Annotated in this window: 28 protein-coding genes; 12 read left to right on the top strand and 16 right to left on the bottom strand. The window is 58.1% G+C overall.

Annotated features, from left to right (window positions below):
- The 11 genes from trmD to AC2FLE_RS16895 form a co-directional block, all read right to left on the bottom strand.
- Positions 1 to 810, bottom strand: a complete 810-nt coding sequence (trmD, locus tag AC2FLE_RS16945) for a tRNA (guanosine(37)-N1)-methyltransferase TrmD (protein WP_142639142.1) — start codon at positions 808 to 810, stop codon at positions 1 to 3.
- Complete coding sequence (locus AC2FLE_RS16940; protein WP_496698489.1) at positions 807 to 1,622, bottom strand: hypothetical protein; 816 nt, start codon at positions 1,620 to 1,622, stop codon at positions 807 to 809. The genes trmD and AC2FLE_RS16940 overlap by 4 nt, the downstream gene beginning before the upstream one ends.
- Positions 1,622 to 2,125 carry a ribosome maturation factor RimM gene (rimM, locus tag AC2FLE_RS16935; RefSeq protein ID WP_271951457.1) on the bottom strand — a complete coding sequence of 168 codons (504 nt, stop codon included), beginning with the start codon at positions 2,123 to 2,125 and terminating at the stop codon, positions 1,622 to 1,624. Before rimM ends, AC2FLE_RS16940 begins: the two co-directional genes overlap by 1 nt.
- Complete coding sequence (locus AC2FLE_RS16930; RefSeq protein WP_185956731.1) at positions 2,118 to 2,267, bottom strand: hypothetical protein; 150 nt, start codon at positions 2,265 to 2,267, stop codon at positions 2,118 to 2,120. The genes rimM and AC2FLE_RS16930 overlap by 8 nt, the downstream gene beginning before the upstream one ends.
- A gap of 4 nt (positions 2,268 to 2,271) precedes the next feature.
- On the bottom strand, positions 2,272 to 2,907 hold the full coding sequence (bluB, locus tag AC2FLE_RS16925) for a 5,6-dimethylbenzimidazole synthase (protein ID WP_496698487.1): 636 nt from the start codon (positions 2,905 to 2,907) through the stop codon (positions 2,272 to 2,274).
- A 12-nt stretch (positions 2,908 to 2,919) separates the two neighbouring features.
- Entirely contained in the window at positions 2,920 to 3,309 is a 390-nt protein-coding gene (gene rpsP / locus AC2FLE_RS16920) for a 30S ribosomal protein S16 (RefSeq protein WP_142639148.1), read from the bottom strand.
- 42 nt (positions 3,310 to 3,351) lie between these two features.
- A complete protein-coding gene (locus AC2FLE_RS16915) occupies positions 3,352 to 3,648 on the bottom strand; it encodes a chorismate mutase (RefSeq protein WP_142639150.1) in 297 nt (98 codons plus the stop codon).
- Positions 3,645 to 4,196: a GNAT family N-acetyltransferase gene (locus tag AC2FLE_RS16910; RefSeq protein WP_496698484.1), complete on the bottom strand. Its 552-nt coding sequence runs from the start codon at positions 4,194 to 4,196 to the stop codon at positions 3,645 to 3,647. Before AC2FLE_RS16910 ends, AC2FLE_RS16915 begins: the two co-directional genes overlap by 4 nt.
- On the bottom strand, positions 4,193 to 4,747 hold the full coding sequence (locus tag AC2FLE_RS16905; RefSeq protein WP_496698483.1) for a GNAT family N-acetyltransferase: 555 nt from the start codon (positions 4,745 to 4,747) through the stop codon (positions 4,193 to 4,195). The genes AC2FLE_RS16910 and AC2FLE_RS16905 overlap by 4 nt, the downstream gene beginning before the upstream one ends.
- The gene (gene ffh, locus AC2FLE_RS16900; protein WP_496698482.1) at positions 4,748 to 6,250 is read right to left on the bottom strand and encodes a signal recognition particle protein; all 1,503 of its coding nucleotides are present in this window, start codon (positions 6,248 to 6,250) and stop codon (positions 4,748 to 4,750) included. It abuts the gene before it with no gap.
- A gap of 161 nt (positions 6,251 to 6,411) precedes the next feature.
- The gene (locus tag AC2FLE_RS16895) at positions 6,412 to 6,930 is read right to left on the bottom strand and encodes a hypothetical protein (RefSeq protein WP_496698480.1); all 519 of its coding nucleotides are present in this window, start codon (positions 6,928 to 6,930) and stop codon (positions 6,412 to 6,414) included.
- Positions 6,931 to 7,018: 88 nt separating this feature from the next.
- On the opposite strand from AC2FLE_RS16895, the gene AC2FLE_RS16890 reads away from it, so the two are divergent.
- Positions 7,019 to 7,549 carry a prolyl-tRNA synthetase associated domain-containing protein gene (locus tag AC2FLE_RS16890; RefSeq protein ID WP_142639160.1) on the top strand — a complete coding sequence of 177 codons (531 nt, stop codon included), beginning with the start codon at positions 7,019 to 7,021 and terminating at the stop codon, positions 7,547 to 7,549.
- Here AC2FLE_RS16890 and AC2FLE_RS16885 read toward each other — a convergent pair whose 3' ends face one another.
- Together AC2FLE_RS16885 and AC2FLE_RS16880 are read right to left on the bottom strand one after the other, a co-directional pair.
- A complete protein-coding gene (locus AC2FLE_RS16885) occupies positions 7,550 to 8,290 on the bottom strand; it encodes an aspartate/glutamate racemase family protein (protein WP_496698478.1) in 741 nt (246 codons plus the stop codon).
- Between the two features lie 66 nt (positions 8,291 to 8,356).
- Positions 8,357 to 8,938: an FMN-dependent NADH-azoreductase gene (locus tag AC2FLE_RS16880; protein WP_271951444.1), complete on the bottom strand. Its 582-nt coding sequence runs from the start codon at positions 8,936 to 8,938 to the stop codon at positions 8,357 to 8,359.
- A 117-nt stretch (positions 8,939 to 9,055) separates the two neighbouring features.
- On the opposite strand from AC2FLE_RS16880, the gene AC2FLE_RS16875 reads away from it, so the two are divergent.
- The 4 genes from AC2FLE_RS16875 to AC2FLE_RS16860 all read left to right on the top strand — a co-directional run bounded on the left by AC2FLE_RS16875 (position 9,056) and on the right by AC2FLE_RS16860 (position 11,691).
- Entirely contained in the window at positions 9,056 to 9,934 is an 879-nt protein-coding gene (locus AC2FLE_RS16875) for a LysR family transcriptional regulator (RefSeq protein WP_142639300.1), read from the top strand.
- A complete protein-coding gene (locus AC2FLE_RS16870) occupies positions 9,931 to 10,845 on the top strand; it encodes a DMT family transporter (protein WP_496698476.1) in 915 nt (304 codons plus the stop codon). The genes AC2FLE_RS16875 and AC2FLE_RS16870 overlap by 4 nt, the downstream gene beginning before the upstream one ends.
- 69 nt (positions 10,846 to 10,914) lie before the next feature.
- Positions 10,915 to 11,178, top strand: coding sequence for a hypothetical protein (locus AC2FLE_RS16865; protein WP_496698474.1), 264 nt, complete (start codon positions 10,915 to 10,917; stop codon positions 11,176 to 11,178).
- Between the two features lie 9 nt (positions 11,179 to 11,187).
- Positions 11,188 to 11,691, top strand: coding sequence for a universal stress protein (locus tag AC2FLE_RS16860; protein WP_496698472.1), 504 nt, complete (start codon positions 11,188 to 11,190; stop codon positions 11,689 to 11,691).
- Between the two features lie 5 nt (positions 11,692 to 11,696).
- Here the strand turns inward: AC2FLE_RS16860 and AC2FLE_RS16855 are convergent, their stop codons facing one another.
- A complete protein-coding gene (locus AC2FLE_RS16855) occupies positions 11,697 to 12,029 on the bottom strand; it encodes an ArsR/SmtB family transcription factor (RefSeq protein ID WP_142639170.1) in 333 nt (110 codons plus the stop codon).
- A gap of 83 nt (positions 12,030 to 12,112) precedes the next feature.
- Here AC2FLE_RS16855 and AC2FLE_RS16850 point away from each other — a divergent pair, with 83 nt between their 5' ends.
- The 7 genes from AC2FLE_RS16850 to AC2FLE_RS16820 all read left to right on the top strand — a co-directional run bounded on the left by AC2FLE_RS16850 (position 12,113) and on the right by AC2FLE_RS16820 (position 16,817).
- Complete coding sequence (locus AC2FLE_RS16850; protein WP_496692180.1) at positions 12,113 to 13,024, top strand: DMT family transporter; 912 nt, start codon at positions 12,113 to 12,115, stop codon at positions 13,022 to 13,024.
- A gap of 184 nt (positions 13,025 to 13,208) precedes the next feature.
- Positions 13,209 to 13,541 carry an AtpZ/AtpI family protein gene (locus AC2FLE_RS16845; protein WP_142639174.1) on the top strand — a complete coding sequence of 111 codons (333 nt, stop codon included), beginning with the start codon at positions 13,209 to 13,211 and terminating at the stop codon, positions 13,539 to 13,541.
- Between the two features lie 2 nt (positions 13,542 to 13,543).
- Positions 13,544 to 14,302: a F0F1 ATP synthase subunit A gene (locus AC2FLE_RS16840; RefSeq protein WP_496698470.1), complete on the top strand. Its 759-nt coding sequence runs from the start codon at positions 13,544 to 13,546 to the stop codon at positions 14,300 to 14,302.
- A gap of 48 nt (positions 14,303 to 14,350) precedes the next feature.
- Positions 14,351 to 14,575: a F0F1 ATP synthase subunit C gene (locus AC2FLE_RS16835; RefSeq protein ID WP_005981269.1), complete on the top strand. Its 225-nt coding sequence runs from the start codon at positions 14,351 to 14,353 to the stop codon at positions 14,573 to 14,575.
- A gap of 86 nt (positions 14,576 to 14,661) precedes the next feature.
- The gene (locus AC2FLE_RS16830; protein WP_271951428.1) at positions 14,662 to 15,213 is read left to right on the top strand and encodes a F0F1 ATP synthase subunit B'; all 552 of its coding nucleotides are present in this window, start codon (positions 14,662 to 14,664) and stop codon (positions 15,211 to 15,213) included.
- A 5-nt stretch (positions 15,214 to 15,218) separates the two neighbouring features.
- On the top strand, positions 15,219 to 15,779 hold the full coding sequence (locus tag AC2FLE_RS16825; RefSeq protein ID WP_496698468.1) for a F0F1 ATP synthase subunit B: 561 nt from the start codon (positions 15,219 to 15,221) through the stop codon (positions 15,777 to 15,779).
- 177 nt (positions 15,780 to 15,956) lie between these two features.
- Positions 15,957 to 16,817 (top strand): glycosyltransferase family 2 protein, encoded by an 861-nt coding sequence (locus AC2FLE_RS16820; protein WP_496698466.1) that lies wholly within the window; start codon positions 15,957 to 15,959, stop codon positions 16,815 to 16,817.
- On the opposite strand, the gene AC2FLE_RS16815 is transcribed toward AC2FLE_RS16820, so the two are convergent.
- Positions 16,814 to 17,308 (bottom strand): metal-dependent hydrolase, encoded by a 495-nt coding sequence (locus AC2FLE_RS16815; protein WP_496698464.1) that lies wholly within the window; start codon positions 17,306 to 17,308, stop codon positions 16,814 to 16,816. The genes AC2FLE_RS16820 and AC2FLE_RS16815 overlap by 4 nt on opposite strands.
- A complete protein-coding gene (locus tag AC2FLE_RS16810; RefSeq protein WP_496698462.1) occupies positions 17,308 to 18,078 on the bottom strand; it encodes an FCD domain-containing protein in 771 nt (256 codons plus the stop codon). Before AC2FLE_RS16810 ends, AC2FLE_RS16815 begins: the two co-directional genes overlap by 1 nt.
- Between the last annotated feature and the right edge of the window lie 128 nt (positions 18,079 to 18,206).

The raw sequence follows: 18,206 nt of genomic DNA, 5'->3' as shown, positions 1-18,206 counted from the left end.
TCATTCAGACGTCTCTTCCGGTTCACCCAGATAGGCCTCCCACAGATCGGGTCGCCGTTCGCGGGTGATCTGTTCGGACATATCGTGACGCCATTCGGCGATGCGACCATGATGGCCTGACATCAAAATCTCGGGGATTGGGCGGCCTTTCCATTCGGCCGGGCGGGTGTACTGGGGGTGCTCCAGCAGGCCCGACGAAAAACTCTCTTCTTCGGCCGAGGCCTGATTGCCCAGAACGCCGGGGATCAGACGCACCGTGGCGTCGATCAGCGCTTGCGCGGCAATCTCGCCTCCGGTCATCACGAAATCCCCCAGCGAGACCTCTTGGACGCCGTAATGCTCCAGCACCCGTTCATCAACACCTTCAAACCGCCCACAAAGCAGGGTCATGCCATCACAGCGCGCGAGGTTCTGCATCATGCGCTGGTCCATGCGGCGACCGCGCGGGCTAAGGTAGATCAGAGGCCAGTTTCCTTGCGCCTCGGTCATCGTGTGCTCGATTGCTTCGCCCAATACATCAGAGCGCAACACCATCCCCGCTCCGCCGCCGGCCGGGGTGTCGTCCACATTGCGATGCTTGCCGACACCGAACTGACGCAGGTCAACGGTTTCCAGCTGCCACAACCCTTCTTGCAGGGCTTTTCCAGTCAGGCTTTCGCCAAGAACTCCGGGAAAGGCCGACGGAAACAAGGTGATGATCTTGGCCTTCCACACCCCATGCAAATCGGGCGTGGGCGTAAGCAGTTCGCGCGGTTTCAGCGTAGGACGGATCGCCTTGCGACCATGAGATTTCGGGGACGTATCAGTCATGATGTACCAATCAGGTCTGTCTGCGCGCGTTCAATCACGGCAGTCTTTTGCGCCACCAGAGCCGCCTCGTCCAGGCGCGAACGGTTCAGGTCCAGCAACTCGGACAGGACGTCTGCGGGGAGCCGGGTATTGACCTGAGTCGGAGGCACCAGAAGGTTGGCCTTGTCACGCGACAGGTCCATAAATTCGGCAAAGGGGTCGCCAGGTCCAAGCCGTCGCAGTTGCAAATCTTCCAGCCATTCAGTCGTAACAGAGACGGAAGGCAGCTTTTCCTTGATGCGGCTGACGGTGTCTTGCAGCGGCGGCAGGTGGTCCAGGTTGTCGCGAAAGGTTTCAAAGTCAAAAACCTGTCGCATCCGTTCCAGATCATGTGCCCACAGACTGCGCAACCAGCCTCCGCGCTGGCGCAGAGACAGGTATATCGTGATCTCAACCTCTTGCCCTGAAAATCGCTGGCGAATTGAATCCACCAGACAGGCAGCCAGATCGGGGGCCGCAGCATAGCCTTGGTCGATATTGCGGCTGGGCCTGAGGCCGGCGAAGTTTTCTTCGCTCAGGATCAGTCCCCGCTTGTCGCCGAAATCCAGGCTGTCCAGAAATTCGCGCAGCTGACTGCCAAACTCGGAGAGGGTTCCCACTGTTCCATAGACGGAATGGTTGGTGGCCGCGCGGGAAAGGCCGGAATTGCGGGTTCGATACGGTAGGACCAGCGCAAAATGCGGCCAAATCAGCTCGCGATTTTCATAGAGGAAGGATTGCGCTGCTGTTGTGCCAGTTTTGTGCAGGCCCAGATGCAGCAGGACCCGACGCATCAGATCAGCCCTTCGGGCGGGTCGGCGACGATGCGGCCCTGTTCCAGATCAACTGTAGGAACCGACTCGAGTGTGAACGGTAGCAAAACAGTGGAATTCAGGCCCGGCCCGTGCAATTCCAACAGGTCCGCCGCACCGTGGTTCTGGACAGATTTAACCTGACCCAGCAACGCGCCCCCTGTGTCATAGACCGCAAGCCCGATTAGATCTGTGTGGTAGAACTCGTCATCAGGTAGCGAAGGCAACTGATCGCGCCGCGCAAACAGGCGCAGCCCCTTCAGGTCGTCTGCCTGTTCCTTGGTTTCAACTCCGCCCAATCTGGCGGCAAAGCCATTCTTGATTGGACGAGTCAGGACCAGCGGATAGCGTTCCGCGCCCTGTTCATCCGTCAGCGGCGAATAGGCTTCGATATCCTCAGGGATCGCGCAATAGCTTTTCAGGCGCACTTCGCCGCGCACCCCGTATGAGCCCGCAACACTTCCTACGCAGATCAGGTCATTCATTTGGTCCATCCACCGTCACACATAGCCCGTCTTGCCATAACCCGCGTGCCTCACACGCTTCGCGCTGGTTCGAGCGTTCGAAAAACACGCCCACAATAAAGGCGATCATCAACAGGATAGGAAGCCGTAATAGTCCGAACATACGTCTATCGTACCTCCACAAGCAGGTTGTCGTCGCGGATTTCCCAGCCAGATTGCTGCAACTCGGGGGTTTCCGAGTGCTCTTCGGGCCATCCGACACAGAAGTAACCGATCAACCGCCAGCTATCCGACACATTCAGATCACGCGCCATTTGTTCGGGATCCAGAATAGACACCCATCCCAAACCCATCCCTTCGGCCCGCAACGCAAGCCAGAACAACGTGACAGCCGAGACCACGGAATAGCGCCGCATCTCGGGCATCGAACCTGCACCCAAACCGCGTCCCTTGTCGGTGGAATCGTCGCAGAACACGGCCAGCTGCACCGGTGCTTCCTGCATTCCCGTCAGTTTCAGCTGACTGTAGAGCTGCGCATTGTCGCCCGAGTATCCCTTTAGGGCCTGGGCATTCGCCGCCTGAAAGTTCTTAAGCGCAGCCTCACGCGCGGCGGTACTTTCGACTCGGACCACACGCCAAGGCTCGCTGAGCCCCACAGAAGGCGCCAGTCGAAACGCGTCGAGGCAGCGCGTCAGCACTGCCTCGTTCACAGCTTCGTCGCGAAACCGGCGCACGTCGCGCCGGAGCCGCAACAACAGATCGAACTGCGCGCGAAAATCGTCGGTAAAGGTCTGATGCCGCACGCGCCGCCCTGCTTACTCTTCTGCTGCTGCTTCTTCAGCAGGCGCAGCAGCAGCTTCGGCAGCTTCAGCGGCCTTTGCAGCTTTTTCTTCCGCGCGCTCCTGAGCTTTCTTGCCCGGGGTACCCTTGTTGGGGTTGCTACGCTCAGCTTTTTCCTTGGCGCCGGCTGCTTCCAGCATGCGGGCGATCCGGTCGGTGGGCTGGGCGCCCTGGTCCAGCCAGTACTGGATGCGCTCCATGTCCATTTTAACGCGCTCTTCGTTGTCTTTCGGCAGCAGCGGGTTGTAGGTGCCCAGCTTTTCGATGAAACGGCCGTCGCGCGGCATGCGGCTGTCGGCAGCCACGATGCGGTAGAAGGGACGCTTTTTCGAGCCGCCGCGGGCGAGACGAATTTTCATTGCCATGGTGGTATCTCCTTTAGATGGCGTGTGCCGGGAACGGCCCGGTCAATTCTGGTGTTTCTTATGGTGTCGGATGACTTCCTGAATGATGAAATTCAGAAAAGCCTTGGCGAAATCGGGGTCAAGATCGGCCTCTTTCGCCAGGTCTTCTAACCGTGCGATCTGCGCAGCTTCGCGCGTGGGATCGGACGGGGGAAGGTCGTGTGCCGCTTTCAGTTTGCCAACGGCTTGTGTGTGCTTGAACCGCTCGCCCAGTGTGTAAACCAGAATCGCGTCCAAGCGATCGATGCTTTCGCGGTGGTCCTTGAGCAACGCGGCAGCCTGAGTCACGGGATTGGTCATTGGCCGGTCCTTTCGGTGGTCAAAGCAGGTTCGGATAAATCGAGCGTGGGATGGCGCCAGACCTGGCAGGGCTTGCCCATCACTTCGCCTTCGCGCTCGAAGCTGGCCCCCATACGCTCGGCCAAGGCACGAGAGCGCGTGTTTTGATGCGCGATATAGCTGATGACGCTATTCAAACCCTGTTGGCGCGCTGCATAGTCGCGAGCTGCAAGGGCTGCCTCGAAAGCCAGACCTTTGCCTTCCGCCCGTTCCATCAGGGTCCAACCGAGTTCGGGTTCGTCCCAGCCAGGTACATCAATGATGCCAACCCCGCCAACAAAGCGACCGCTGGATTTCTCGGTCAGATGCCAAAGGCCGTAGCCTTTCAGCGCCCAGTGACCCAGACGTATTGCCAGAGAGCTCCAGCTGCCCACCTGATCCCGCGGACCGCCAACCATATGGCTGCGCTCGGATGCATAGAAGGCAGTCAACTCAGGCAGGTCATCCGCATGCGGGGCCCGCAGAAAAAGGCGTTCAGTTTCGATGATCGGGATGGAGAACGTCGTCATGCGTATGCCTCCACTCCACCGTTCTCAAGGTCTGATGGAGCCGGGTGCCGCCAAACCTGCATCTCGCCATAGGCCGGGTGTTTATAGATGCTGTCAAACCGCGCACCCAATCTATCGGCCACAGCTCTGCTCGCCAGATTGTCGGGGTCGATCAGAGAAATAGCAGTATCCCAGCCCAGTACGTCATAGGCATATGTCCGTGCTGCGAGCGCCGCCTCGGTCGCGTATCCTTTGCCTGTTGCGCTGCTCATCAGTGTCCAGCCGATTTCCGGCTCAGGCCAGCTATGCGGAAACCACAGCCCTACATGGCCGATGTATTTGCCGGCGCCTTTTTCCTCTACCGCCCAATACCCATAGCCGCGAAGGGTCCAGTGACCCAGCAGTAGGGCAAGTGTCCGCCATGTCTCATCCGCACGCTTGGGACCGCCGACGAATTTCGATGCGTCGCTGGCAAAGAATGCTTCCAGCGCGCTGAAATCGTCCTCGCACGGGGCGCGCAGGATCAGGCGTTCGGTTTCAAGCCGGGGGATATGAGGCGAAACGGCGGTCATTTACTTCTTTTTGCCAAATCCGCTGAGGCCCGGAGGCAGAGCCATGCCGCCGCCCATTCCGGGCAGACCGCCGCGCCCACCCATGGCCTTGGCTGCCTGTTCCAGCGCCTTGGGGTCCATGCCTGCGGCCATATCTTCGGGGCTGGGGCCGCCTTTGCCGAACATGCCCTTCATGGCCTGTTTCAGCATCTTGCCTTTGCCCATCTTGCCCATCTTCTTCATCATGTCCGACATCTGCCGGTGCATCTTGAGCAGCTTGTTGAGGTCGCTGACCTCCATACCGGAACCCGCCGCGATACGTTTCTTGCGGCTGGCTTGCAGCAGTTGCGGGTTGGCGCGTTCACGCTTGGTCATGGATTGGATCAAGGCGATCTGGCGCTTGAGCACCTTATCATCCATGCCCGATTCTTCGACCTGTTTGGCCATCTTGCCCATGCCGGGCATCATGCCCATCATGCCTTGCATGCCGCCCATCTGGATCATCTGTTCCAGCTGCATCTTCAGGTCGTTCATGTTGAACTGACCTTTGACCATGCGCTTCATCATGCGCTCGGTCTGTTCGATCTCCATTGTTTCCTGGGCCTTTTCGACCAAGGCAACGATGTCGCCCATTCCCAGAATACGTCCTGCAATCCGGTCCGGCTCGAACGTCTCAAGCGCGTCCATCTTTTCGCCCAAGCCCACAAAGCGGATCGGTTTGCCGGTGACCGCGCGCATCGACAGCGCCGCACCGCCGCGCCCATCGCCATCCATACGGGTCAGAACCACGCCCGAGATACCGACCTTGGCTTCGAATTCCTCGGCGACCTCAACGGCGACCTGACCGGTCAGACCGTCGACGACCAGCAGGGTTTCGCGCGGGTCGACCGCGTTGCGAACCTGCTCGACCTCGTTCATCAGCACTTCGTCGATGTGCAGACGGCCCGCGGTATCGAGCATATAGACGTCATAGCCACCCAGCGTCGCTTGCTGCTTGGCGCGTTTGGCGATGTCGACGGGCTTCTGGCCGGGAACAATCGGCAGCGTATCGACGCCGACCTGTGTGCCCAGAACGGCCAGCTGATCCATCGCCGCCGGGCGATAAACATCCAGCGAGGCCATCAGGACCTTCTTGCCCTCTTTCTCTTTCAACCGTTTGGCAAGCTTACCGGTTGTCGTAGTCTTACCCGAACCTTGCAGACCGACCATCAAGATCGGGGCAGGCGGGTTGTCGATTTTCAACGCACCGGGATCATCCTCACCGCGCAGCACGTCAACGAGCGTGTCATGCACGATCTTGACGACCTGCTGGCCGGGGGTGATCGACTTGGTCACCGCTTGTCCGGTGGCCTGATCCTGTACCTTCTTGACGAACTCCCGCGCGACCGGCAGCGAGACGTCAGCCTCAAGCAAGGCAACCCGTACTTCGCGCAGGGCGGTCTTGACGTCCTCTTCAGACAGCGCACCCTGTTTGGTCAGCCGGTCAAAGACGCCAGAGAGGCGTTCGGATAGATTTTCAAACATGCCTGCGGCCTCCTTAGCCGGTTATCTGGTGGCGCTTCTCAGATAAGAAACACCGGTTAAATACACAATTGCCCCCACGGGCGAAACTCGCTGGTGGGGGGCGATCCCTGAACGACTCAAGGGACCGGAAGATCAGACGCTTCCGGATGTTGGGCAGGGATTTAAGCTGAACGGCTAGCGGTGTCAACCTTGTGCGCGGGAAGCCAGTTATTGACCGCATCAACCAGCCGATGCGCACCACGACCGTTCGAGAACGCTTCGACGATAGGATGACGTCCCGCGCTCATCCCCTTGTCCAATATTAGCACAGGGCGATAGAGGGTGGATGACCCCTTGTCGCTTCTAGATATCGTGCTTTCAATCTCCGCATGGGATAGGTTTGAAAGCACATGCTCGACAGTCTCATAGCCAAAAACCGACTGCCTGCGGATCATTATGCGGTCTTCCTTTCGGTCCAGGATGACCTGAACACGACGGACAAATGCGCAGAATGCTCCAAAGCCCATTCCACCGCCGAACAGTGCGAAGAAGATGCCAAACAAGATGCCCTCACCGCCCTCGCTGGCCAAGAACAGGCCTGCGCCGACAAATGCCAGAATGAAGAAGACCAGCATGATGCCGATAAACCAAGGGGTATCGGAAAGGATCAACTGGTTAGAGGAATTGCGCGTCACTTTCATGGCGGCACGCTAGCACCCGTTTTGCGGTTTGTCTCGGCTTGAAATCGTGCCCGTGTTGGGCGATGAGCGAGGTAGACAGGAGGTTCCCATGGACGCATCATCCGCTTTTCAAGACACATTGCCGCTCAGTTCCGATGGGCTGTTGGCGCAGCTGGATGCGTGGGGCCTGACCTATAGGCTGCATACCCACATCCCGCTGCGCACGGTTGAGGATGCGAAAGGCGTCGAAGATCAGTTTCTTGTGCCGGGTGAGCGTACCCTGCGCCTCAAGAACCTCTATCTGCGCGATAAGAAAAAGCGGAACTATCTGGTGACGCTGGAACAGAGCCGCGACATCGACCTCAAGGCGCTGGGCGCCGAGCTGGGTGTCGGCAGCCTGTCCTTTGGCTCGGCGGATCGGCTGTTGCAAAACCTCGGCATCCGCCCTGGGGCTGTCAGCCCGCTGGCGATGATCAACGGGGTGCAGAATGATGTACGCTTTTACATGGATGCTGCCGCACAACAGGCCGATGTGATCAACATGCATCCCTTGGTCAACGACCGCACAGTTGCCATCTCGCGCGCTGATTTGATGGCCTTCTTCGATCGGATTACATGCGCGGTGAACTGGCTGCCCTGATCAGGGCACTAACGCCTCCTCCAGGGCCGCGGCCACATGTGCAGCGGACGGGTTGATGAACAGATGCCCGTCAGCCTCGAACACAGGGTCGTCCAGATGATCGGGAAAGGCCAGCGGCAGTTCCGTACAGGCCAGAAGGATTGCGGTTCCGTTTTCGGCATGCCGGTTACAAAAGGCCAGCAGGCGCGCACGGGCGCTTTCTGACGCGCCGCCGTAGAAATCACCGTCGATCATCGCTTGCATCTTTGCAATTTCGCTTTCGGGCAGGCGGGCGTTTGCGCTGATGCCAATCTCGCCCAGCTTGTTGGCATAGTGCGTCGCCTGCATCGTTACCGTGGTGCCCAGAACCAGCGCGCGCGTGGCGTCTGTCGAGGCCGTAACCTCGGCGGTTGCATCGAAGATGCTGAGAATGGGCATCGTAACGCCCTGTCGGATTGCATGCAGCCGCGCGTGGGGTGTGTTCGAGGCGATAATCCCAAAGTCACAGCCAGAGGCTTCAAGAGTTAACAAAGCTTCCCGAAATACTGCATCAAATCCGGCCCAACTGGCCTCATCGCCCGCGACGCCACGCAGGGCACGGGTTTTAGCCTGGGTCACGGACTCGATGGTCATGGGTGGGATGGGCAGAGGGGATCCATGTCCGCGCTGGGCGAAAAACCGCCCCGCGCCTTCGGCAATCGCCCGGTAATAATCAACGGTCGAGGCCCAGCCCACGCCGCCCAGAATGCCGATCTTTTTCATTGCGTGCGTCCAGTCTGCCCATTTGGTATCCAGGACAGACTGGACGCTTTCTGAGGTGAAGGTCAATCAGGCTGCCAGTTGCGAAACCGCATTTCGTGCATTGCTGAGAGAACCTTCGGCATCCAGCGCCAACTGGTCGGCGGCGACGATTTCCACGTCATGAATACCGATAAAGCCTAGTACATGCTTGGCATAGGTGGTGGCAAAATCGACATCAGACCCGACAGCTGTGCCACCCGACGCCACGGCTAAAACCGCGCGCTTTCCATCTAACAGGCCTTTTGGACCGCTTTCGGAATACGAAAAGGTCACTCCGACGCGGGCAATCAGGTCGATCCAGGCTTTGAACGCCGCGGGCACCGAGAAATTGTAGATCGGCAGGCCTATGACAAGCGTATCGGCCTGCTGCAGTTCAGTTACCAGCTCGTCAGACAGGGATAACTGGTCCTGTTGCATGGCACTGCGCTGATCGGCAGGGGTGAAATTTGCGCTGACCCAGGCTTCGGTCAGCAGCGGCAGAGGTGTGGCAAGGTCACGGCGAATTATGCGGTCAGCGCCCAGGTGATTGACGATGCGTGCCGAAAGGTCACGAGTGGTCGAACCTTCGCGGCGGGCCGATGCGTCGATATGCAGGATAGTTTTGGTCATGGTTCAATTTCCTTTGGTGTGCAGGATGTGTCTTGGCCCGATATGAGCGTTGCGCGAGCGAACAAAACTCTGGTAAGTCAACAGGGTCTGTTAGAATTTGCACAATGGAAAACCGCAGTGGACAACTGGGACGAGGTAAGAACCGCCTATCAGGTGGCGCGTATGGGAACGGTCAGTGGCGCGGCCGAGGTGCTGGGTGTGCATCATGCCACCGTCATTCGCCACATTGATGCGATTGAGGCCCGGCTGGCGGTCAAGCTGTTCCAGCGCCATGCGCGCGGCTATACCCCGACCGAAGCCGGAGAGGACCTGTTGCGTGTGGCACAGGCGACTGAGGATCAGTTCAATCAACTGATCGGCCGGATGAAGGGTCGGGGTGATGACGTGTCGGGCGAGTTGGTCGTGACGTCGCTGTCCTCTTTGGCATCTCTGGTGGTGCCGGTTCTTGCCGAGTTTCAGCGACGGCACCCGGAACTGATCGTCCGGTATCTGACCGGTGATCGGCTGTTTCGTCTGGAATATGGCGAGGCGCACGTGGCGATCCGTGCCGGGTCAGCGCCTGATCAGCCCGACAACGTGGTTCAGTCCTTTATGAAGCAAGAGGTCGGGTTATACGCCAGCACCGATTATGTCGCGCTGCACGGCAAGCCTGGCAGCCTCGATGACTTTGCAGATCATTCTTTCATCAGTACCGATGACGAAAACAGCCGAGCGCCGTTTTCCCGCTGGTTGCGCCAGACCGTGCCAGCCGAGCGCATCACCTTCCGTTGTACCAACAACTTCTGTATCCGCGAAGCGGTCCTGTCCGGCGCGGGTATCGGTTTCATGCCACGTTGGTCAGCTGCAGGAGATCCGAACCTGGTCGAAGTGATCGACCCGATGCCGGAATGGTTTGGTGATCTGTGGCTTGTTACCCATGTGGATCTGCATCGCACGACCAAGGTGCAGGCCTTTCTGACCTATCTGAAAGAGCAATCCAAGAGCTGGGCAAAATGAGTCAACAGGCGCGTGGCCATCTGGCCATGCTGATTTTTTCGGCCCTGGTTGCAGGGAGTTTCTCGCTGGGGTCACTGATCGCCAATCAGATCGCGCCCGAAGCCATTACCGCGGCCCGGTTCGGCATCGCATCCGTGGTGATTGGGGGTGCCGCGCTTATGACCACCGGCCTGCCGCGCAGCGCGGCACAAGCCCCGTGGCGCTATTTGGTTCTGGGCGGAGTATTCGCGGCCTATTTCGTGTTGATGTTCTACGGGTTGAAAACTGCACCGCCTGTCAACGCGGCAGCGGTCTTTACGCTGACTCCGGTTATGGCCGCATTCGCCGGTTGGATCTTGTTGCGCCAGATCACCACACCAAGGATGGCGCTTGCACTGACCCTTGGGGCAGTCGGGGCGCTGTGGGTGATCTTTCGCGCCGATTGGCAAGCCGTGCGCGCGTTCGATATCGGGCAGGGGGAAATCATCTATTTCTGGGGCTGTGTCGCGCATGCTTTGTATACCCCCCTTGTACGCAAGCTGAACCGTGGAGAGCCTGCAGTGGTGTTTACTTTTGGTACGCTTCTGGCGGGATGCCTGATGCTGACGATCTACGGGTGGTCCGAGATCCGTGCCACCGACTGGGCGAACCTGCCAGCGATAGTCTGGGTGGGTTTGATTTATGTTTCGGTCTTTGCAACCGCGGCAAGTTTCGTGCTGGTTCAGTATTCAACGCTGCGCCTGCCATCGGCAAAGGTGATGGCTTATACTTATCTGGTTCCCAGTTGGGTCATTCTGTGGGAAATCTCTCTGGGGCAGCAGGCGGTTGGCCCTGTCGTCTATTTTGGTGCCGGTCTGACGATCCTGGCCCTGGTTTTGCTGCTGAAATCCGAGGAGGGCAAACCCACGCGTCCTTTGCCGCAAGCCGATTGAACTTGTGAAACGACCAAATTGTGTCAGGCTTGGCCCTAGACCAGAATATGAAACGTCCAAGGGGACGACATGAAACCAGTTCTTTCCATAATGATATTGGTGGTTTGCGGCGCCTGTGCCGGGTCATCTGAAACGGATTTACAAGCCAGTTGCGAGGCGCTGGTCGCAGCCGAAACCGGAACGCGGCCCGGAGATGTTCGGGCATTGTCCACCGATACCGAACCGGGCGGGTCGGTCACGACGGTTTCCGTTGCCGGGGCCCAGGCCCCGTGGTTGTGTCGGGCGGACCCTTCGGGGGTCGTGACCGGTGTTGAATACAGTCAGGAAGGCTAGCCCGTTTCAATGTTTGACCAAGCGGGCGAGGGTGTTGAGGCAGATCAAGGCCTGGCACCCTCTGGTTTCTCTATGCTTCAGGCCAAGGAGGAACGTCCCATGTACAGTCATATCATGATCCCGGTTGATCTTCATCTGCCACCCGAGGTGCGCAAGGCCGCCAAAGTTGCAGCAGCTATAGCCGAATGGCAGGGGGCCAAGATTACTTTGGTCAGTGTCACCGGCACCCAACCGGGTGACCCTGTTCAGTCAGATGCTGCGGTTGACAAGAACCTACGTGATTTTGCCAAACAGTTGGCTGAAAGCAGCGGGACCGAAGTGGCGTATCGCAATATCCATTCGGTTGATGTCGCTGCCGAAGTTGACGGTGACTTGACACGGACTGCCGAAGAAATCGAAGCTGACCTTATCGTCGTCGGCACCCATGCGCCGCGTATTACCGACTATATATTCTCGAGCCATGCGGGGTATCTGGCGAAACATGCCAGTGTCTCTGTTTTTGTAGTCAGGTAGGCGGATCATTCCTCGGCTGCGGGCAGTTCAACCTCAAGAAATCGTTCGAACGCGTCCAGATTGACCGGCTCGAACTGCCCGAACCCTTGCATCCAGACGGATGCGGATCGCAGCGCGTCAGGCTCCAGCTTGCACCACTTCACCCGTCCACGCTTTTCCTGGCTGATCAAACCGGCTCTGGTCAGGATCACCAGGTGTTTTGAAATCGCGGCAAGCGACATCTCGAACGGTTCGGCGACATCCGTCACCGCCATGTCATCCTCCAGCAGCATCGCAAGGATGGCGCGGCGTGTGGGGTCGGCAAGGGCCGCAAAAACGGTATCGAGATCGTTGGACATACTCCTTTCCTAAAGCGCAAGAACCGGTTTGACAATTTTCGGTATGAGGTCACTGTGCCCCGGCATGTGTATCGGGGGTTGGGATGTCACTAAAATACTGGCTGGTGATTTGTATTCTTGGCATCGGTTGGGGCATGTCCTTCATGTTTAATGCCATTTTGCTGCGGGAACTTGGGCCGCTTTCGGTGTCGATGGGACGGGTTGCATTTGGGGCGCTCGGGTGCTGGGTCTATGTGATCGGGGCGCGATTGCCAGTCAATCTGACACTGGCACGTGCGTTTGGGTTGTTGGGATTTGGTGCGCTCAGCTATGCCGCGCCCTTTGCCTTCTATGCGCTTGGGCAACAGCATATCGCTTCGGGTGTGGCAGGGATCGTCAATGCAACGACACCGGCCTTTGCCGTCATTGTTTCGCATTTCTGGCCCGGAAGTGAACGTGCCACCCTGTTAAAGTCTCTGGGCGTGGTTTGCGGCTTCACCGGTATCGTTGTGCTGTCTCTGCCTGTACTGGGCGGTGGCGCGTCGTCCGAATTTTGGGCGATCCTTCTGACACTTTGCGCACCGATCTGCTATGCGTTCTCAGTCAACATCGCGCGGGCCTTCCGGGATATGCAACCTGTGGTTCTGACCGCCCTTGCATTGACGGGTGCTACGCTGGCCATCACGCCCTTGGCGCTTTGGCAAGAAGGACTACCCCATATAACCCGGGCCGAGACTTGGGCCTCGCTGGCGATGATCGGGTTTGTGCTGACATCCGCCGCCTTTATCGCGTTCTACTGGTTGCTGCCCAAGGTTGGCCCGACCAATATCTCGACAGTGACATTGATTGCGCCTGTTTCGGCGCTGGTGCTTGGAACATGGGTGCTGGGGGAAACCCTGCGGCCCGAGCATCTGCTGGGAATGGCAGCGATCTTCGCCGGTCTGCTGCTGATCGACGGGCGCGTGATCAGACGTATCTGGCAGGGGGTCTCGGGCAAAGATCAACCAAAAGGTTGAATATGCGGATTCCGTGCCTTTGTACCCGCTTCCTGTGGTTCGGGCTGATCACGCCTATGGTGACTTAGAAAAAATGCCTTTAAAAACAATAGAGTAAAGTGCGGCAATTCGGGCTGCCAACGCCGTTGACTCTGCGCTCTCCGCCCCTTAGCACCGTGCCCAAGACTGTACGAGGGAAACGCCCGTGACTGATGATGACCAAAAGCAGCGTATGGCGCAGCTTGAGGCTAAGATCACGGCGGCGAAAAAGGCCAAGTCAAAGCCTGAGGCCCGTGCGGACGCCGATTATTCGGGAGGCGAGCTTGCCTGGCGGATGGTCATCGAAATGGTATCCGGTCTGGGGATCGGATTTGGCATCGGATACGGGCTGGACAGCCTGTTCGGGACAATCCCGATCTTCCTGGTGCTGTTCACATTGCTGGGTCTGGTCGCCGGGGTAAAGGTTATGCTCCGCAGCGCACAACAGGCGCAAGAGAAACAGATGGCCGACAAGGCCGACGAAGACGAGAGGGACTGAACGTGGCAACCGAGACCACCGCAGCAGAAGGCAGCAGCCTGGTTTTCCATCCGATGGATCAGTTCATCGTCAAACCGCTTTTTGGCGACGGTGCGATTGCTTGGTACACGCCCACTAACGTCACTCTGTGGCTGTTTTTCGCAATTCTCGCTGTGATCGGCCTGCTGGTGCTCAGCACGTCCAAGCGCGCCATTGTCCCGACGCGCATGCAGTCGGTGGCCGAACTGGCCTATGGCTTTATCTACAAGATGCTTGAAGACATCTGCGGCAAGGATGGCGTCAAATACTTCCCCTATGTCATGACCCTGTTCATGTTCATCGTGTCCGCGAACTTCCTGGGTCTGATCCCGACCTCGTTCACAACCACATCGCATTTCGCCGTGACCATCCCACTGGCGCTGGCCGTGTTCCTGACTGTGACTATTCTGGGTTTTGTCAAGAACGGCGCCGGGTTCCTGGGCCTGTTCTGGGTCTCAAGCGCGCCGCTGGCGCTGCGCCCGATCCTGGCGATTATCGAGCTGATCTCGTATTTCGTTCGCCCGGTCAGCCACTCTATTCGTCTTGCCGGTAACGTCATGGCAGGCCACGCGGTTATCAAGGTTTTCGCAGGCTTCGCCGCGATTGCCGTGATCTCGCCTGTGTCCGTTCTGGCGATCACCGCAATGTACGGTCTTGAGGTCCTGGTGGCCTTTATCCAGGCCTACGTATTCACCATTCTGACCTGTGTATATCTGAAGGATGCACTGCATCCGTCGCACTAAGGTCCGATACCCAAACATCGAAACTTCCAATTCGTAAGGAGAAACATCATGGAAGGCGATCTCGCACACATCGGCGCAGGCCTGGCAGCAATCGGTTCCGGCGCAGCCGCAATCGGGGTGGGCAACGTAGCAGGCAACTTCCTGGCTGGCGCTCTGCGCAACCCTTCGGCGGCTGCTTCGCAGACCGCAACCCTGTTCATCGGTATCGCATTTGCAGAAGCCCTGGGGATCTTTGCATTCCTAGTTTCGCTGCTGCTGATGTTCGCCGTCTAATCTGCGGAACCTGATCCTTACGCGCAGGTGGGCCCAAGCCATAGCGGCCCGCCTGTTGTAAAGACAACGTTCCGACGGAGGACATCATGGCGACAGAACCCGTATACGAAGAGGTGGCTGGCACCTGCGTTGACTCTCATGGGTCGGCGATTGGTATGCCTCAGCTTTGCTTCGATTGGTTCCCCAACCAGATTTTCTGGCTGGTCATCACGCTGGTCGTCATCTTTCTGGTCCTGTCCCGCGTGGCTTTGCCCCGCATCGCGGCAATCCTGGCGGAACGTCAGGGGACCATTACAAATGACCTGGCTGCGGCCGAAGATCTAAAGGCCAAAGCGGTCGAGGCTGAAGAGGCCTATAACAAGGCGCTGGCCGATGCCCGTTCTGAGGCACAGCGTATCGCTGCCGAAGCACGCGCCGAAATCCAGTCTGGTCTGGATGACGCGATTGCCAAGGCAGATGCTGAAATCGCTGCAAAAGCGGCTGAATCGGAAAAGGCAATTGCCGACATCCGTGCAGGTGCGCTGGAAAGCATTCAAATCGTTGCCAAGGATACGGCAGTAGAACTGGTTACCGCTCTGGGTGGCGAGGCTGATGCCAAAACCATCAACGGTGCGGTTGACGCGCAGACAAAAGGATAAGTGACATGCGGAACACTCTTGCCCTTATCCTGACATTTGCTGCCGCCAGCCCCGCGCTGGCCGCAAGTGGCCCGTTTTTCTCGCTTGGCAACACCGACTTTGTGGTTCTGCTGGGCTTCATCGTTTTCATCGCAGTCCTGTTCTACTTCAAGGTCCCGGGCATGATCGGTGGAGCGCTGGATAAGCGTGCCGAAGGCATCAAGTCCGAACTGGACGAAGCTCGCGCCCTGCATGAAGAAGCGCGCAGCCTGCTTGCCTCGTACGAGCGCAAGCAACGCGAGGTTCAGGGTCAGGCGGATGCCATCGTGGCCGCCGCAAAGGAAGATGCGGTTCTGGCAGCTGAGCAGGCCAAGGACGATCTGGAGAAATCCATCGCGCGCCGTCTGGCGACCGCGCAGGATCAGATTGCTTCGGCTGAAGCGTCGGCTGTCAAGGAAGTCCGCGATCAGGCCATCACCGTTGCTATTTCTGCAGCCAATGCTGTGCTGGCCAAGCAGATGACCGCCGCGCAGGCCAACAAGCTGATCGACGCATCCATTGTGGATGTGAACGAAAAGCTTCACTAAGACAATTCCGACCCGGCAGCACATCTGCCGGGTCCGGACATTGGGCTGCGAATATCGCACCCCGCTTCCCGATTTGACCGGGGACTGATTGTCTGCGTTACATATTCGGAAACACTCCAACCAATTTTGCGCCCGTGCGACGGCATTTGCCGAAACCGGACTGGATAAGAGCCCTTTATGACCGAATTGCCGACGATCAGTGTCGTTATTCCCAACCTGAACTGCGTCGATTTCATCGAACGGACAATCCTCTCTGTGCTTGAGCAGGAATATCCCAAGCTGGACCTGATCCTGTCGGACGGCGGTAGCACCGATGGTTCGATGGAGGTGGTCGAAAAGTACCGCGATGCGTTTTCACATATCATCTCGGGCCCGGATACCGGGCAGGCCAACGCTGTAAACAAAGGCTTTGCAGTGGCCACGGGCGACGTAATGGGTTGGATCAATTCGGACGATGTTCTTATTCCCGGCGGCCTTGCCACGGTAGGATCGCTGTTTGCGTTGAACAGTAACATGAATTGGATGACCGGGCGGGTCACGTGCATTGACGAAGAAGACAATGTCCTGACTGTACGGCGCCCAAAGCCCGTTTCACGGGTAAGACTGCTTGCCGGGGATTATCAGTGGGTTCAGCAGGAATCGACCTATTGGCGGCGTGACCTTTGGGATCAGGTCGGGGGCCAACTAAACGAGAACCTCAAGCTTGCCGTCGACGGAGAGCTATGGCTGCGGTTTTCGCGACATACCGATTTGGTGCCCGTGCATGCTCAGGTCGGGGCTTTCCGGTTCCGCAAGGGCCAGCGGTCCGAAGCGGCTGAGGCTTACCATTCGGAAATGCTTCAGGCGATTGAGGTCGAGCGTCAGGCGCAGAGCCGGTCGGATGACCTGATCGGGGCGATATTGGACACGCCGTTGGAATTGCGCTCTCGGACCGAAGCTGAAGGGTTGTTTCCGTCGCTGTCCAGTCAGGACCCGAAGGCAATGAAACGGCCAAATTTGTGGGTTCACAGTCTTAAGCGGCGGCTGAACGGAATTTAACCCTCAAGGCCCTGCTGTTTCTTGCGCCTGCTGGTCCACCACACATAGGCCGCCAGGAGAGTGATTGCGATTTCGATCTTGAAGGTCCAATGGCTTAGAAAAGATAAAATCCAATGAGAATGCGTGGCCTGAACAACCACCAGCGGGTGGGTGAATTCGAAAATTGGCCAAGCCCATGCCACTTCGCCAACAATCGAATCCAAGGTCATATGCACCAGACCCCCGGCGCCGAAGGCTGCAGTAATGAGTCCTGCGCGCGGGAATCTTAGCCGCAGCAGCAGGCCGAGCGTCAGGATGCCGAGCCAAAGCAGAGGGCGGTGTGTGAGGTATTCGTGATGGTGGTGGCTGCGATTGTCTACGAAATAGAACCACAGCAAATCGATATCTGGGGCGATGGAACCAATCATCGCAGCGGCAAACGCAGCTTTATCCAATCCGGGCGTCGCAGTGCGAAAGACCAGATACGCACCAGGTAGGTGCCCAATGAACATCAGTGCTGTCCTGTCTCATGGTCCAGGCGCTGCTGCGCAATGGCTTCGTTCCGCAGGGCTTTCTGGTGGTCTTCCATGCAGATGCGAACAAAGCCCAGATGCTCCTGGACTGCAACGCGCGCCGCCTCAGGGTCGCGAGCCTGCAGCGCTGAATTGATTTCCCGGTGCTGATCCAGAATGGCGTCTCGCGTCGTACGCTGCCGGAACATCATCTGCCGATTGTAGAAGACACCCTGTCGTAGCAGGTCAAACATCGACCGCATCATATGCAGCATGACCACGTTGTGACTGGCCTCAATGATGGCCATGTGGAACTGCGCATCCAGATGGGCCTCTTCCTCGGCCGCATTGCGGGCATGGGCGGCTTCCATCTTGTCAAAGATCGCCTGTATGACCTTCAGATCGCTTTCGGACCCCAGTCTTGCCGCGCGTTCTGCTGCAAGCCCTTCCATGTCCCGGCGGAAGGACAGATAGTCGAAAACCGCCTCGTCATGGCTGCTGAACAACCGGATCAGAGCCGGTGAAAAAGCCGAGCCTAAGACTTCGGCAACATAGATTCCTGACCCTGCCTTGGCTGTCAGCAAACCCTGATGCTGAAGATCAGAGATCGCTTCGCGCAGTGAGGGGCGTGAAACGCCCAGACGGTCGGCCAATTCCCGTTCTGCAGGCAAACGTTCTCCGGGGCGCAGAATCCCGCGCAGAATCAGCAACTCGATTTGTTTGACCACCGCAATGGACAGCTTTTCAGTTTGGATCTTTTGGAAGGGCATGGCGGCGCGTTTTCGAAATTGGTCAATTCATATGACCACGTATCCGGGCCTGGTTCAAGCAGGGGGGTGGAGTTGAATTTAGGTCAGCAATATTGACATTATAAGATTTGCACCTAGGGTGGGTCGCA

It is taken from the genome of Ruegeria sp. CDSA077 (genome assembly GCF_059612265.1).
This window is presented reverse-complemented; position numbering and strand designations above follow the sequence as displayed.

Excerpts from the sequence above, each read along its gene's own strand:
- trmD (WP_142639142.1), bottom strand. The coding sequence starts at position 810 with ATGACTGATACGTCCCCGAAATCTCATGGTCGCAAGGCGATCCGTCCT.
- AC2FLE_RS16940 (WP_496698489.1), bottom strand. The coding sequence starts at position 1,622 with ATGCGTCGGGTCCTGCTGCATCTGGGCCTGCACAAAACTGGCACAACA.
- rimM (WP_271951457.1), bottom strand. The coding sequence starts at position 2,125 with ATGAATGACCTGATCTGCGTAGGAAGTGTTGCGGGCTCATACGGGGTG.
- AC2FLE_RS16930 (WP_185956731.1), bottom strand. The coding sequence starts at position 2,267 with ATGTTCGGACTATTACGGCTTCCTATCCTGTTGATGATCGCCTTTATT.
- rpsP (WP_142639148.1), bottom strand. The coding sequence starts at position 3,309 with ATGGCAATGAAAATTCGTCTCGCCCGCGGCGGCTCGAAAAAGCGTCCC.
- AC2FLE_RS16915 (WP_142639150.1), bottom strand. The coding sequence starts at position 3,648 with ATGACCAATCCCGTGACTCAGGCTGCCGCGTTGCTCAAGGACCACCGC.
- AC2FLE_RS16910 (WP_496698484.1), bottom strand. The coding sequence starts at position 4,196 with ATGACGACGTTCTCCATCCCGATCATCGAAACTGAACGCCTTTTTCTG.
- AC2FLE_RS16905 (WP_496698483.1), bottom strand. The coding sequence starts at position 4,747 with ATGACCGCCGTTTCGCCTCATATCCCCCGGCTTGAAACCGAACGCCTG.
- ffh (WP_496698482.1), bottom strand. The coding sequence starts at position 6,250 with ATGTTTGAAAATCTATCCGAACGCCTCTCTGGCGTCTTTGACCGGCTG.
- AC2FLE_RS16895 (WP_496698480.1), bottom strand. The coding sequence starts at position 6,930 with ATGAAAGTGACGCGCAATTCCTCTAACCAGTTGATCCTTTCCGATACC.
- AC2FLE_RS16890 (WP_142639160.1), top strand. The coding sequence starts at position 7,019 with ATGGACGCATCATCCGCTTTTCAAGACACATTGCCGCTCAGTTCCGAT.
- AC2FLE_RS16885 (WP_496698478.1), bottom strand. The coding sequence starts at position 8,290 with ATGAAAAAGATCGGCATTCTGGGCGGCGTGGGCTGGGCCTCGACCGTT.
- AC2FLE_RS16880 (WP_271951444.1), bottom strand. The coding sequence starts at position 8,938 with ATGACCAAAACTATCCTGCATATCGACGCATCGGCCCGCCGCGAAGGT.
- AC2FLE_RS16870 (WP_496698476.1), top strand. The coding sequence starts at position 9,931 with ATGAGTCAACAGGCGCGTGGCCATCTGGCCATGCTGATTTTTTCGGCC.
- AC2FLE_RS16865 (WP_496698474.1), top strand. The coding sequence starts at position 10,915 with ATGAAACCAGTTCTTTCCATAATGATATTGGTGGTTTGCGGCGCCTGT.
- AC2FLE_RS16860 (WP_496698472.1), top strand. The coding sequence starts at position 11,188 with ATGTTTGACCAAGCGGGCGAGGGTGTTGAGGCAGATCAAGGCCTGGCA.
- AC2FLE_RS16855 (WP_142639170.1), bottom strand. The coding sequence starts at position 12,029 with ATGTCCAACGATCTCGATACCGTTTTTGCGGCCCTTGCCGACCCCACA.
- AC2FLE_RS16850 (WP_496692180.1), top strand. The coding sequence starts at position 12,113 with ATGTCACTAAAATACTGGCTGGTGATTTGTATTCTTGGCATCGGTTGG.
- AC2FLE_RS16835 (WP_005981269.1), top strand. The coding sequence starts at position 14,351 with ATGGAAGGCGATCTCGCACACATCGGCGCAGGCCTGGCAGCAATCGGT.
- AC2FLE_RS16830 (WP_271951428.1), top strand. The coding sequence starts at position 14,662 with ATGGCGACAGAACCCGTATACGAAGAGGTGGCTGGCACCTGCGTTGAC.
- AC2FLE_RS16825 (WP_496698468.1), top strand. The coding sequence starts at position 15,219 with ATGCGGAACACTCTTGCCCTTATCCTGACATTTGCTGCCGCCAGCCCC.
- AC2FLE_RS16820 (WP_496698466.1), top strand. The coding sequence starts at position 15,957 with ATGACCGAATTGCCGACGATCAGTGTCGTTATTCCCAACCTGAACTGC.
- AC2FLE_RS16815 (WP_496698464.1), bottom strand. The coding sequence starts at position 17,308 with ATGTTCATTGGGCACCTACCTGGTGCGTATCTGGTCTTTCGCACTGCG.
- AC2FLE_RS16810 (WP_496698462.1), bottom strand. The coding sequence starts at position 18,078 with ATGCCCTTCCAAAAGATCCAAACTGAAAAGCTGTCCATTGCGGTGGTC.